Here is a 12377-nt window from a genome sequence, read left to right on the forward strand (position 1 = left end):
ACCTGAATTATGCGCAGTCATTATTGTGGCGCCCTCGGAACTGGCAACATCGATGAAACGGTCACCCTGTGCGGGTGGGTGGATCGTCGCCGCGACCACGGGGGCGTCATCTTTCTCGATCTGCGCGACCGGGAGGGTATTGTCCAGGTGGTTTTCGACCCGGATACCGAGGAGCACTTCCAGCGCGCCGACCGGGTGCGTAGCGAATACGTGCTGAAAGTCACCGGCCGGGTACGGGCCCGCGGCGAGTCCACCGTGAACCCCAATATGGCGACCGGTGAAATCGAGGTGCTGGGCAAGGAGCTGGAAATTCTCAACAGTGCCGCGACCCCGCCCTTCCAGCTGGACGAGCACACCGCGGTGGGCGAGGACGTGCGGCTGAAATACCGCTATATGGATCTGCGCCGCCCGGAAATGCAAAACCGGCTGATCCTGCGTGCCAGGATCACCTCCGCCGTGCGCCAGTTCCTCGATGGCGAGGGTTTCCTCGACATCGAAACGCCGATCCTGACCCGCGCCACGCCCGAGGGCGCGCGGGACTACCTGGTGCCCAGCCGCACCCATCCGGGGCAGTTTTTCGCCCTGCCGCAGTCTCCGCAGCTGTTCAAGCAGTTGTTGATGGTGTCGGGTTTCGATCGCTACTACCAGGTGGCCAAGTGTTTCCGCGACGAGGATCTGCGCGCGGACCGCCAGCCCGAGTTCACCCAGATCGATATCGAGACCGCCTTCCTGGAAGAGCCGGAGATCATGGCGATCACCGAGCGCATGGTGCGCGAGCTGTTCAGCGCGGTGCTGGACGTGGATCTCGGCGAGTTCCCCCACATGAGCTACGCCGAGGCCATGGAGCGCTACGGTTCCGACAAGCCGGACCTGCGCATACCGCTGGAGCTGGTGTCGCTGGACGATCTGATGCAGCAGGTGGATTTCAAGGTCTTCCGCGGGCCGGCGGACGATCCCGCGGGGCGCGTGGCGGCGCTCAAGGTGCCCGGTGGTACCACCATCAGCCGCAAGGAAATCGACGACTACACCAAGTATGTCTCCATCTTTGGCGCGCGCGGTCTGGCCTGGATCAAGGTCAACGACCTGGCGGCCGGCATCGCGGGGCTGCAGTCGCCCATTCTCAAGTTCATGCCGGAGGAGGTGGTCAATGAGATGATGGCCCGCCTCGAGGCAAAAGACGGCGACATCATTTTCTTTGGCGCCGACAAGGCCGGCGTGGTCAACGAGTCGCTCGGCGCGCTGCGCCTGAAAGTGGCCGAGGATTTGAACCTGGTGGGCGAGGGCTGGGCGCCCCTGTGGGTGGTGGACTTCCCCATGTTCGAGGGCGACGGCAACGGCGGCTGGTCTCCCCTGCACCATCCCTTTACCGCCCCGGCCTGTTCCCCCGAGGAGCTGGAGGCGAATCCCGGCTCGGCCCTGTCCCGCGCCTATGACATGGTGCTCAATGGCACCGAGCTGGGTGGCGGCAGCGTGCGTATCCATCAGCGCGACATGCAGGAGGCGGTATTCCGCCTGCTGGGTATCGCCGAGGACGAGGCCCGCGAGAAATTCGGCTTCCTGCTCGACGCCCTGCAGTACGGCGCCCCGCCCCACGGCGGCCTGGCCTTCGGCCTGGATCGCCTGGTCATGCTGATGACCGGCTCGCACTCCATTCGCGATGTGATTGCCTTCCCCAAAACCCAGACCGCGGCCTGCATCATGACCGACGCTCCCGGGGAGGTCGGCGCCCAGCAGCTGCGCGAACTCAATATCCGCCTGCGCCAGGTCGCGCAGGAAGGCGGCGCCGGACAGGGCGAGGCGGGTTGAGCGGGGCGGCCCTGAGTTTATTCCGTATATAAAGAAGGGAGATTGCGATGGCTGGCCACAGCAAGTGGGCCAATATCAAGCACCGCAAGGCGGCCCAGGATGCCAAGCGGGGCAAGATCTTTACCAAGCTGATTCGCGAACTGGTGGTGGCCGCCAAGCAGGGCGGCCCGCTGCCGGAGGACAACCCTCGCCTGCGCGCGGCGATGGACAAGGCCCTTGGCGCCAACATGACCAAGGACACCATCGAGCGCGCCATTGCCCGCGGCGCGGGCGGCAACGACACCGACAACATGGACGAGCTCACCTACGAGGGCTATGCGCCCGGCGGGGTGGCGGTGTTGGTGGAGGTGATGACCGATAACCGCAATCGCACCGTGGCCGAGGTGCGCCACGCCTTCAGCAAACGCGGCGGCAATCTGGGCACCGACGGTTCAGTGGCCTACCTGTTCAGCAAGAAGGGCCAAATCAGTTTCGCCCCCGGGGCCGACGAGGAGGCCATCATGGAGGTGGCGCTGGAGGCCGGTGCCGAGGACATCGAAACCAATGACGATGGCTCCGTTGACCTGACCACGCCCTGGGAACAGTTTTCCGCGGTGAAAGAGGCCCTGGAAAAGGCGGGCCTGGCGCCGGAGGGCGGCGAGGTGACCATGGTGGCTTCCACCTACGTGCCCCTGGATGTCGAGGGAGCCACATCGGTGATCGGCCTGGTGGACGCGCTCGAGGACCTGGACGACGTGCAGAACGTCTATACCAATGCCGACATCCCCGAGGCGGTCTACGCCGATCTTTGACCGGGCGCATCGCCGCCGCCGGTAGTGCATCCGGGCGGACAATGCTGTATATATGTACATGACGCCCCGGGCTTTGTATCGCGCCGGGCGGGTCGTGGCGCGGGGGCATTCAGGGCGATCGCGACGCTCGCGGGGTGGGGCCTGCCACCATTGGCCGCGGGCCAATGCATGGCAACACAGACAACGGCGGTGGGCGGCGCGCACTATGGCGGTCATCCTGGGGATAGACCCCGGTTCCCGAAAAACCGGCTTCGGCATCATCAACTTCGATGGCGGACGCAGCGAGTACGTGACCAGCGGGGTGATCCGCCTGCCGCAGGGGTCCCTGCCGGAGCGGCTCGGTGTCATCCACGCCAGTGTCAGTGAACTGATCGAGCTGCACTGCCCCCAGGAGGCGGCGGTGGAGCGGGTGTTCGTGGCCAAGAGCGCCGATTCGGCGCTCAAGCTGGGGCAGGCCCGCGGCGCGGCCATTGTCGCCTGCGTGGCCCGCGCGATGGCGGTGTCGGAGTACTCGGCGCGCCAGATCAAGCAGTCGGTGGTAGGCACGGGCGCCGCGGACAAGGCGCAGGTGCAGCATATGGTGAAGGTGTTGCTGAAACTGCCGGCGGCACCCCAGGAGGACGCGGCGGACGCCCTGGCCACCGCCCTGTGTCATGCCCACACCCAACAAAGTATGATCAACATGGCCGGCGCCACTTCGGTGCGCCGGCGGCGTTTGCGCTAGCGGGAATATTCTATGATCGGCAGGATTCGCGGCACCCTGGTGCACAAGCAGCCCCCGGACATCCTGGTGGATGTGGCCGGTGTCGGCTACGAGTTGCAGGTGCCCATGACCACCTTGTTCCAGCTGCCCGCCCTGGGCGGCGAGGTGACGCTGCTCACCCATTTCGCGGTGCGCGAGGATGCCCAGCAGCTCTACGGCTTTATCGACGAGCGCGACCGGGGCCTGTTTCGCCAGCTGATCAAGGTCAGTGGCGTGGGGCCCAAGTTGGCGCTCACCATTCTCTCGGGCATGGACGCGACGAGTTTCGCGCGCTGCGTGCAGCGCGGCGACCTGTCCTCCCTGGTGGCGCTGCCCGGCGTGGGCAAGAAAACCGCCGAGCGCCTGCTGGTGGAAATGCGCGACAAGCTCAAGGGCTGGCTGGAGGAAATGGACGCGCGGGCCCCGGAGCTCCCCGGCGCCGCCGCGCAGGTCCGGCCGGCGGACAAGGTCGCCGACGCCGAGGGCGCCCTGGTGGCGCTGGGCTACAAGCCGGCGGAGGCCAGCCGGGCGGTGGCGGCGGTGAACGACGACGGCGTCGACAACAGCGAGGAGCTGATTCGCCGGGCCCTGAAATCCATGGTCAGCGCCTGAGGAAATGACCGGTGATTGAAACCGACCGCCTGATCGCCCCCGAGGCCCGCGAGCGCGAGGATGCACAGGACCGCGCCATTCGCCCGAAGAGCCTGGCCGAGTACGTCGGCCAGCCGACCGTGCGCGACCAGATGTCGATTTTCCTGGAGGCCGCGCTCGGCCGCGGCGAGCCCCTCGATCACACCCTGATTTTCGGGCCGCCGGGCCTGGGCAAGACCACCCTGGCGACCATCATCGCCAATGAAATGGGCGTGTCGCTGAAAACCACCTCCGGCCCGGTGCTGGAAAAGGCCGGCGATATCGCCGCCTTGATGACCAACCTCGAGCCCGGTGACGTGTTGTTCATCGACGAGATCCACCGCCTGAGCCCCTATGTGGAGGAGGTGCTCTACCCGGCGATGGAGGATTACCAGCTCGACATTATGATCGGCGAGGGGCCGGCGGCGCGCTCGATCAAGCTCGACCTGCCGCCCTTTACCCTGGTCGGCGCCACCACCCGGGCGGGACTGCTGACCTCGCCGCTGCGGGATCGCTTCGGCATCGTGCAGCGCCTGGAGTTCTACCAGGTGGCGGACCTGGCCCGCATCGTGGCGCGCTCGGCGCAGATCCTCGGCATCGGCATCGACGAGGCGGGGGCGACGGAGGTCGCGCGCCGCGCCCGGGGCACGCCGCGCATCGCCAACCGCCTGCTGCGGCGGGTGCGGGATTTCGCCGAAGTGCGCGCCGACGGTAATATTACCGCGGAGGTCGCGGACCAGGCCCTGGACATGCTCAGCGTGGACCACCGTGGTTTCGATCACCAGGACCGCCGTTTGCTGCTGGCCATGATCGAGAAATTCGATGGCGGGCCGGTGGGTGTCGACAGCCTCGCCGCGGCGATCTCCGAGGAACGGGGCACGATCGAGGACGTTCTCGAGCCCTACCTCATTCAGCAGGGTTACATGGTGCGCACCCCGCGGGGGCGTATGGTGACCCGCAATGCCTACCTGCACTTCGGGCTGCCCGCGGCAACGCCCTCGACCGCCGGTGCTGCCGGCGATAGCCCGCCCCTGGACGGCGAGCTGGGTGGAGGTAACGGGGCGTCGTGAGCGGGGCGGAATTTTCCTATAAGCTGCGAGTCTACATTGAGGATACCGATGCCGGGGGCATCGTGTATTACGTCAACTACCTGAAATTCATGGAGCGCGCCCGCACCGAGATGATGCGTGCGCTGGGTTTCGGCAAGGACTACATATTCAACCACGATCTGATGTTCGTGGTGCGCGACGTGGCGGTGCGCTACCGCCTGCCGGCGCAACTGGACGACGAATTGGTGGCGACCGCGACAATCCGGGAATTAAGCGGCGCCGCCATGCGTTTACAACAGACCATCAGGCGCGGCGACCAGCTGCTGGCGGAGGGCGAGGTCACCATCGCCTGTGTCGATCGCGCGGGAGTGAAGCCGCGGCGCCTGCCGCGGGAGATGTCGCAGCGACTGCGCGAGGCGCGCGCTGCCGGGAGCGAAGGGGAGCCCTAAGTGGAAGAACAACTCAGCCTGATAGATTTGGTATTGCACGCCAGCTTTACCGTGCAGCTGGTAATGGCGCTGCTGTTGCTGGCGTCGATGCTGTCCTGGTACATGATCGTGCAGCGGATTATCTACTTCCGCAATTCCCACGACGACATGATCAACTTCGAGGAGCAGTTCTGGTCCGGCATCGACCTCTCCCAGTTGTACCGGGAGGGCAATGAGCGCGCCGCCGAGGGCCAGACCATCGTCGGCATGGAGAGCATCTTCCGCGCCGGTTTCAAGGAGTTCTCGCGCCTGGCCCAGCAGCCGGGGATGGACTCCGAGGCGGTGATCGAGGGCTCCCGGCGCACCATGCGGGTAGCCATGCTGCGCGAGGAGGAGCGCCTGGAGCGCCACTTGCCCTTCCTGGCCTCGGTGGGCTCCACCAGCCCCTACATCGGCCTGTTCGGTACCGTGTGGGGCATCATGCACTCCTTCCGCGGCCTGGCCAACGCCACCCAGGCGACCCTGGCCACGGTGGCGCCGGGCATTTCCGAGGCCCTGGTGGCCACTGCCATGGGCCTGTTCGCGGCGATCCCCGCGGTCATGGCCTACAACCGGTTCGCCGCCAGGGTGGATATGTTCACCAACCGCTACGACACCTTCGTGGACGAGTTCTCCAGCATTCTCTACCGGCAGGCCTACGCCCTGCGCTCCCGCGAGAAGAAGGCGGGGTAGGGTCGCGTCGTGGCGAGGTCCAACAAAAAACACCGGCCGATGGCCGAAATCAACGTGGTGCCCTACATCGACGTGATGTTGGTGCTGTTGATCATCTTCATGGTCACGGCCCCCATGCTGATGCAGGGCGTGAAGGTGGAGCTGCCCGAGGCCAGCGCCGAACCGGTCGAGGACCAGGACAGCGAGCCGTTGATTGTCTCGGTGGATGCCGGCGGCCAGCTGTTTCTCAACCTCGGCGACGAAAAACAGGTGTTGAACCTGGCCACCGTGCGCGAGCGCGTGTCGGTGGTGATGCGGCGCAGTCCGGAAAAGCCGGTGTTGATCTGGGGTGACCGCGCGGTGCCCTACGGCAAGGTGGTGACCGTGATGGCGGCGCTGCAGGAGGCGGGCGCGCCGAGCGTCGGCCTGGTGACGGAGAACCCCGGGAATCCCGAGTGAGCGCCTCGATCTACGCCAGGCCCGTTCTGCCGCGCATCATCGTCAGGCCGCTGCTGGCGACCCTGGCCCTGCACGGCCTGGTGGTTTACCTGCTCACCGCCAACTGGAGCAGCTTTGAGGAGAAGACCATCACGCCTCAGGTGATCCCCAAGGCCATCGACGCCCGCCTGGTGGATGTGAGCGAGATCCTGCCCGAACCCGAGCCGGTGAAGAAACCCGCGCCACAGCCGAAGCCAAAGCCGAAGCCCCAGCCCAAACCGCAGCCGGCCGCACCAAAACCCAAGCCAAAGCCGGAGCCCAAGCCGGTGCCGGAGCCGGCCGCGCCGAAACCGAAGCCGGAACCGAAGCCCGATCCGGAGCCCTCCCGCGAGGAGCTGCTGCGCGAGCAGCGTGAGCAGATGGCCGAATCGCTGGCGCGGGAGGAGGCCGCCCGGGCCGCCGCCACCGCCGATGAAATGGCGGCCAGTTACGCCGCGCTGATCCAGCGCACCGTGACCGGCTACTGGAGCCGGCCGCCCAGCGCCCGCAACGGCATGGAAGTGCTGCTGCAGCTGCAATTGATCCCCACCGGCGAGATCGTCGACGTGCGGGTGCTCAAGAGCAGCGGCGACACGGCCTTTGACCGCTCGGCGATGAATGCGGTAGAAAGGGCGGGCCGTTTCCCCGAGCTGAAGAATCTGCCGCCGCGCAAATTTGAAGAGACCTTCAGGCGTTTCCGCCTGTTATTCCGACCAGAGGATTTACGTTACTGATGACACGGCTACTTTTGAGTCTGGTACTACTGTTGACCGCACTGGGCGCCCGCGCGGAGCTGCTTATTGAAATCACCCAGGGCCAGGACAACCCCACGCCCATCGCGGTATCGCCCTTCGCCTGGCAGGGCGCGGGCGCGGCCTCGGAGGATGTCGCCGCGGTGATCGACAGCGACCTGACGCGCAGCGGCCAGTTTGCCCCGGTCAAGCGCGCCAACATGCTGAGCCGGCCCAGCACCGAGCAGGAGATTTACTACCGCGACTGGCGGGCGATCAATACCCAGTACCTGCTGATTGGGCGGGTGTCGGGCGCGGAGCAGATGCGCATCGAATTCGAGCTGTTCGACGTCGATCGCCAAACCAAAATCTATGCCGGCAGCGAGAGCGGCCCCGCCAGCGAGGCGCGCATGCTGGCCCACCGGGTGTCGGACAAGGTCTACGAGAAGCTCACCGGCATCCCCGGCGCCTTCGCCACCCGCCTGCTGTATGTCTCGGTTACCCGCAATCCGGGCGGCAAGGATTACTACCGCCTCACCCTGGCGGACTCAGACGGCGCCCGGCCCATCGTGCTGCTGGAGTCCCGGGAGCCGGTGCTGGCGCCCACCTGGTCGCCGGACGGCAAGGAAATCGCCTACGTGTCCTTCGAGACCAGCCGGCCGGCCATCTTCCGCCAGAACCTGGCCACCGGCCAGCGCGAGCAGCTGACCAACTTCAAGGGCCTGAACAGCTCCCCCGCCTGGTCGCCGGACGGCAACACCATGGCCATGGTGCTGTCCAAGGACGGCAGCCCGGACATCTATCTGATGGATCTGTCCAGCAAGCGCCTGACCCGGGTCACCCGGCACTACGCCATCGACACCGAGCCCACCTGGATGCCCGATGGCAATTCGTTACTTTTCACCTCCGACCGCGGTGGACGGCCGCAGATTTATCGCTATGATTTGCGCAGCGGCGCCACCGAGCGGGTGACCTACGAAGGTGTCTACAACGCCCGGGCGCGGGTGGCCCAGGACGGCCGCAATGTGGCGCTGGTACACCAGGATAACGGCAATTTCCACATTGCGGTTCACGACCTGAAGACCAACCGCCTGCATGTGTTGACCGGTACCGCGCTGGACGAAAGTCCCAGTATCGCGCCCAATGGCTCTATGGTATTGTACGCTACGAAGTCGGGAGATCGCGGCATTTTAGCGGCGGTTTCCGTAGACGGGGGAGTGAAATTCCGGTTGCCGGCCCGCGAGGGGGATGTCCGGGAGCCGGCGTGGTCACCTTACATGAGCCGCTGATAGCGATCGCCGCCTATCGGGGGTGTAACTTTGATCATTGACTACAAAAAACGCTTAAGGATGGGACTATGAAACACGTAACAGTTGCCGGCAAGGCGCTCACGCTGTTGTTCACCGCGGCATTCCTGGCCGCCTGTGGCAGCACCGATACCCAGGAGGATACCTCCGCGGCGGAAGCCGCGGCGGAGCGGGCGCGGATTGAGGCCCAGCAAGCCGATGAGGCCCGCATCGCCGAGGAGCAGCGGCAACAGCGCATGCTGGAAGATGAAGCCGAACGCGTGGGTAACATCTTCTACTTCGAGTTCGACAGCTCCACGCTGAAGCCCGAGGCCCAGGCGGCCCTGGACAAGCACATCGCACTGCTCAAGACCAGCGACAAGAGCGTGCGCCTCGAGGGCCACACCGACGAGCGCGGTACCCGCGAGTACAACCTCGCCCTGGGTGAGCGCCGCGCCAACTCCGTGCGCGACTACATGGTGGTCAATGGCATCGCCAGCTACCGCATCGAGACGGTGAGCTACGGCGAGGAACAGCCCGAGGCCTACGGTTCCGGCGAGGCCAACTGGTCCCAGAACCGCCGTGTGGTACTGAAGTAAGCCGGGGAGCCCATGCGCAAGCGCATTGCCAAATCCCTGGTCCTGAGCGGGCTGGCCCTGGTGGCCAGCCCGTTCTGCCTTGTGGCCCAGGCCCAGGACTACATCGATGTGGAGGCCGAGCGCCGTGCCGAGCAGGAGCAGCGTGGGCAGCCGCAGCAGCAGGCGCCGCGGGACCCCTACGGCGTGAAGCCCGCGCAGTCCTATCCGGCCACCAGTTACGGCGCGAACAGCGGTCCGGCTGGCGGTGGCTTTGACCAGGGCGGCGCCGCGGCCCCGGTCCCCTCGCAAGGGGTGTCCGGCGGCAGCAATGTGGGCCAGCTATTGCTGCAGGTGCAGCAATTGCAGCAGGAAGTCATGCGCCTTAACGGCAAGGTCGAGGAGCAGGCCCACGAGCTGCGGACCTTGAAAGAACAAAGCCTGGAGCGCTATGTCGATCTCGACCGCCGGGTCAGTGCCCTGACCACCGGTGGCGAGGTTCCTGCCTCCAGTGGCGCCTCGGTCGCTACGGCAGGTGGCGATTCCTCGTCCACCATCGGGGCCGCCGATGTCAGCGCCCAGCCCGGCGAGGCCGCGGCCTACCAGGCCGCCTACGACCTGGTGCGCACGCAGCAATTCGACCAGGCCGTGGCCGCCTTCAACCAGTTTTTGCGCCAGTACCCCTCAGGCCGTTTCGCCCCCAACGCCCACTATTGGCTTGGCGAGTTGTACCTGGTGGTGCAGCCGGTGGACCTCGAGTCCTCGCGGCAGGCCTTTACCCTGCTGCTGGACGAGTACCCCGACAACGCCAAGGTGCCGGACGCCATGTACAAGCTGGGTCGGGTACACTTCATGAAGGGCAACCGCGACCGCGCCCGCGAGTACCTCGACCGGGTGGTTCGCGACTATGGTGGCAGCAACAGCGCCGCCGCCAGGCTGGCCCAGGAATTTATCGACGAGAACTACTGAGGCGTCAGTAGGTCAGTAAGCCCGCTATGAACAAGCCGCTGCAGCACGGCGAGGATACCGCCCCCGACACCACGGGGGCGGCCCTGCGCATCACCGAAATTTTCTACTCCCTGCAGGGCGAGGCCCGCACCGTGGGCCTGCCCACCGTGTTTGTGCGCCTGACCGGTTGCCCGCTGCGCTGCGAATACTGCGATACGGCCTACGCCTTTAGCGGCGGCGAGATGATGGCGCTGGAGCGCATTCTCGAGCGGGTGGCCGCCTACCGGCCCCGCTATGTCACCGTGACCGGCGGCGAGCCCCTGGCCCAGCCCAACTGCCTGCCCCTGCTCAGCCACTTGTGCGATGCCGGCTACGAGGTTTCCCTGGAGACCAGCGGCGCCATGACCGTGGCCGGGGTGGACCCGCGGGTGGTCAAGGTGCTGGACCTGAAAACCCCCGCGTCCGCCGAGATGCACCGCAACGACTACGGCAATATTCCGCTGTTGACGCCCCGCGACCAGGTGAAGTTCGTGATTTGCGACCGCGCCGATTTCGAGTGGGCGCGCTTCAAGCTCGACGAGTACACCCTGGCGGGCCGGGTTTCCGACGTCCTGTTTTCCCCCAGCCATGGCGCGCTGCCCGGTCGTCAGTTGGCGGAGTGGATTCTTGAGGACAACCTGCCGGTGCGCATGCAGCTGCAGCTGCACAAATACCTGTGGGATGACGCCCCCGGGCACTAGCAAGGTTTCCTGGAAGCACTATGGCTGATAACAAACGCGCGGTCATCCTCGTCTCCGGTGGCCTGGACTCCACCACGGTGCTGGCCATGGCCCGGAAGCAGGGCTTTGACTGCTATACCCTGAGTTTCGACTACGGTCAGCGCCATCGGGCGGAACTGCTCGCGGCGGAGCGGGTGTCGGCCTCCCTGGGCGACGTCGAGCACAAGGTGGTCAAGTTGAACCTCGACAGCATTGGCGGGTCGGCGCTAACCGATACCGGCATCGCCGTGCCGGAGGAGGAAACCAGCGGTATTCCGGTAACCTACGTGCCGGCCCGCAACACGGTGTTTTTATCCATCGCCCTGGGTTGGGCTGAAGTGCTGGGCGCCGACGATATCTTCATCGGTGTCAACGCCGTGGACTACTCGGGCTACCCGGACTGTCGCCCCGCCTACATCGCCGCCTACGAGGCCATGGCCAACCTCGCCACCCGCGCGGGGGTGGAGGGGCATAACCTGCGCATCCACGCGCCCCTGATGGATATGGGCAAGGGCGAGATCATCCGCGCCGGCATTGCCCTGGGGGTGGATTACAGCCTGACCGTGTCCTGCTACCAGGCCACAGGGGAGGGCCTGGCCTGCGGCCGCTGCGACAGCTGCCGCCTGCGGCGGCAGGGTTTTGTCGACGCCGGGGTCCCCGATCCCACGCGCTACACGGCGGGGTAAAAAAAATTGCCCGTCCGCGGCGGAAATGGCTTGTTTTTTGCCGCTGAATCAGTACTATACGCACCTCGTTCGCGGTGAGCCTTCAGGTTTACCCGGCACGTCCCCTTTCAGGGCCGTTAGCTCAGTTGGTAGAGCAGTTGGCTTTTAACCAATTGGTCGATGGTTCGAGCCCATCACGGCCCACCATATTCCGGTTTGAAACCGTTTCTTTAAAGCTCCGCTCTGCGGGGCTTTTTTTTTGATACCTACCTTTCCCAGTGACGACTTCCCTGGCTCAATAGCGTTCAGGTCTCGTCGGGAATATCCGCCTCCACCAGTTTCGCCAATAACGCCAGTGACTCCTGCCAACCCAGGTAGCAGGCCTCCGCGGGGATGACGTCGGGTACGCCCTCCTGGCGAACACGTAACTCGGCACCCACAGCCACCGCCCGTATCTCGACGGTAACCTGCATCGATCCGGGGAGGCCGGGGTCATCGAATTCGTCGGTGTAGCGTATTCGCTGCCCCGGCACCAGTTCCAGGTACTCGCCGCCGAAGGCATGGCTGGAGCAGGTGCCGAAGTTGGTAAACGACATCCTGTGCTTGCCCCCCTCGCGAGCATCCAGCTGGTGGACTTTGCCGGTGAAGCCATTGGGTGGCAGCCACTTGACGAGCGCTTCCGGGTCCAGGAAGGCCTTGTAGACGCGCTCCGGCGTGGTTTGCAGTACGCGATGAAGTTCGATGCTGTGCGGCATGGGGTATCCTCTTTCGTAGATCGCA

Annotated in this window: 15 protein-coding genes and 1 tRNA gene; 15 read left to right on the top strand and 1 reads right to left on the bottom strand. The window is 65.5% G+C overall.

Annotated elements, in window-relative coordinates:
• The first annotated feature begins 9 nt into the window (after positions 1 to 9).
• The 15 genes from aspS (at position 10) to JYP50_RS18390 (ending at position 11804) form a co-directional block, all read left to right on the top strand.
• Complete coding sequence (aspS, locus tag JYP50_RS18320) at positions 10 to 1806, top strand: aspartate--tRNA ligase (protein ID WP_206562012.1); 1797 nt, start codon at positions 10 to 12, stop codon at positions 1804 to 1806.
• Between the two features lie 47 nt (positions 1807 to 1853).
• Positions 1854 to 2597 carry a YebC/PmpR family DNA-binding transcriptional regulator gene (locus tag JYP50_RS18325; protein ID WP_206562013.1) on the top strand — a complete coding sequence of 248 codons (744 nt, stop codon included), beginning with the start codon at positions 1854 to 1856 and terminating at the stop codon, positions 2595 to 2597.
• A gap of 205 nt (positions 2598 to 2802) precedes the next feature.
• Positions 2803 to 3321: a crossover junction endodeoxyribonuclease RuvC gene (ruvC, locus tag JYP50_RS18330; protein ID WP_206562014.1), complete on the top strand. Its 519-nt coding sequence runs from the start codon at positions 2803 to 2805 to the stop codon at positions 3319 to 3321.
• 12 nt (positions 3322 to 3333) lie between these two features.
• Entirely contained in the window at positions 3334 to 3951 is a 618-nt protein-coding gene (ruvA, locus tag JYP50_RS18335; RefSeq protein ID WP_206562015.1) for a Holliday junction branch migration protein RuvA, read from the top strand.
• A gap of 11 nt (positions 3952 to 3962) precedes the next feature.
• Positions 3963 to 5039: a Holliday junction branch migration DNA helicase RuvB gene (gene ruvB / locus JYP50_RS18340; protein WP_206562016.1), complete on the top strand. Its 1077-nt coding sequence runs from the start codon at positions 3963 to 3965 to the stop codon at positions 5037 to 5039.
• Positions 5036 to 5467 (top strand): tol-pal system-associated acyl-CoA thioesterase, encoded by a 432-nt coding sequence (gene ybgC / locus JYP50_RS18345; protein ID WP_206562017.1) that lies wholly within the window; start codon positions 5036 to 5038, stop codon positions 5465 to 5467. The genes ruvB and ybgC overlap by 4 nt, the downstream gene beginning before the upstream one ends.
• On the top strand, positions 5468 to 6178 hold the full coding sequence (gene tolQ / locus JYP50_RS18350) for a protein TolQ (protein ID WP_206562018.1): 711 nt from the start codon (positions 5468 to 5470) through the stop codon (positions 6176 to 6178). It abuts the gene before it with no gap.
• Between the two features lie 39 nt (positions 6179 to 6217).
• Positions 6218 to 6616, top strand: coding sequence for a protein TolR (gene tolR, locus JYP50_RS18355; RefSeq protein WP_206562019.1), 399 nt, complete (start codon positions 6218 to 6220; stop codon positions 6614 to 6616).
• Complete coding sequence (locus tag JYP50_RS18360; RefSeq protein ID WP_206562020.1) at positions 6613 to 7368, top strand: TonB family protein; 756 nt, start codon at positions 6613 to 6615, stop codon at positions 7366 to 7368. The genes tolR and JYP50_RS18360 overlap by 4 nt, the downstream gene beginning before the upstream one ends.
• Positions 7368 to 8654, top strand: a complete 1287-nt coding sequence (gene tolB / locus JYP50_RS18365; RefSeq protein WP_206562021.1) for a Tol-Pal system beta propeller repeat protein TolB — start codon at positions 7368 to 7370, stop codon at positions 8652 to 8654. Before JYP50_RS18360 ends, tolB begins: the two co-directional genes overlap by 1 nt.
• A 68-nt stretch (positions 8655 to 8722) precedes the next feature.
• Positions 8723 to 9250 carry a peptidoglycan-associated lipoprotein Pal gene (pal, locus tag JYP50_RS18370; protein ID WP_206562022.1) on the top strand — a complete coding sequence of 176 codons (528 nt, stop codon included), beginning with the start codon at positions 8723 to 8725 and terminating at the stop codon, positions 9248 to 9250.
• A 12-nt stretch (positions 9251 to 9262) separates the two neighbouring features.
• Positions 9263 to 10195, top strand: coding sequence for a tol-pal system protein YbgF (gene ybgF / locus JYP50_RS18375; protein WP_206562023.1), 933 nt, complete (start codon positions 9263 to 9265; stop codon positions 10193 to 10195).
• Positions 10196 to 10221: 26 nt separating this feature from the next.
• Complete coding sequence (queE, locus tag JYP50_RS18380; RefSeq protein ID WP_206562024.1) at positions 10222 to 10914, top strand: 7-carboxy-7-deazaguanine synthase QueE; 693 nt, start codon at positions 10222 to 10224, stop codon at positions 10912 to 10914.
• Positions 10915 to 10934: 20 nt separating this feature from the next.
• On the top strand, positions 10935 to 11618 hold the full coding sequence (queC, locus tag JYP50_RS18385) for a 7-cyano-7-deazaguanine synthase QueC (RefSeq protein WP_206562025.1): 684 nt from the start codon (positions 10935 to 10937) through the stop codon (positions 11616 to 11618).
• 110 nt (positions 11619 to 11728) lie between these two features.
• Positions 11729 to 11804 (top strand) — tRNA-Lys (locus JYP50_RS18390).
• A gap of 98 nt (positions 11805 to 11902) precedes the next feature.
• Here JYP50_RS18390 and JYP50_RS18395 read toward each other — a convergent pair.
• A complete protein-coding gene (locus JYP50_RS18395; protein WP_206562026.1) occupies positions 11903 to 12352 on the bottom strand; it encodes an SRPBCC family protein in 450 nt (149 codons plus the stop codon).
• Between the last annotated feature and the right edge of the window lie 25 nt (positions 12353 to 12377).

Source organism: Parahaliea mediterranea (genome assembly GCF_017255185.1).
GTDB lineage: Bacteria > Pseudomonadota > Gammaproteobacteria > Pseudomonadales > Halieaceae > JAFKCZ01.

Coding starts and splice junctions, on each gene's coding strand:
- aspS (WP_206562012.1), top strand. CDS start 10: ATGCGCAGTCATTATTGTGGCGCCCTCGGAACTGGCAACATCGATGAA.
- JYP50_RS18325 (WP_206562013.1), top strand. CDS start 1,854: ATGGCTGGCCACAGCAAGTGGGCCAATATCAAGCACCGCAAGGCGGCC.
- ruvC (WP_206562014.1), top strand. CDS start 2,803: ATGGCGGTCATCCTGGGGATAGACCCCGGTTCCCGAAAAACCGGCTTC.
- ruvA (WP_206562015.1), top strand. CDS start 3,334: ATGATCGGCAGGATTCGCGGCACCCTGGTGCACAAGCAGCCCCCGGAC.
- tolR (WP_206562019.1), top strand. CDS start 6,218: ATGGCCGAAATCAACGTGGTGCCCTACATCGACGTGATGTTGGTGCTG.
- tolB (WP_206562021.1), top strand. CDS start 7,368: ATGACACGGCTACTTTTGAGTCTGGTACTACTGTTGACCGCACTGGGC.
- pal (WP_206562022.1), top strand. CDS start 8,723: ATGAAACACGTAACAGTTGCCGGCAAGGCGCTCACGCTGTTGTTCACC.
- ybgF (WP_206562023.1), top strand. CDS start 9,263: ATGCGCAAGCGCATTGCCAAATCCCTGGTCCTGAGCGGGCTGGCCCTG.
- queE (WP_206562024.1), top strand. CDS start 10,222: ATGAACAAGCCGCTGCAGCACGGCGAGGATACCGCCCCCGACACCACG.
- queC (WP_206562025.1), top strand. CDS start 10,935: ATGGCTGATAACAAACGCGCGGTCATCCTCGTCTCCGGTGGCCTGGAC.
- JYP50_RS18395 (WP_206562026.1), bottom strand. CDS start 12,352: ATGCCGCACAGCATCGAACTTCATCGCGTACTGCAAACCACGCCGGAG.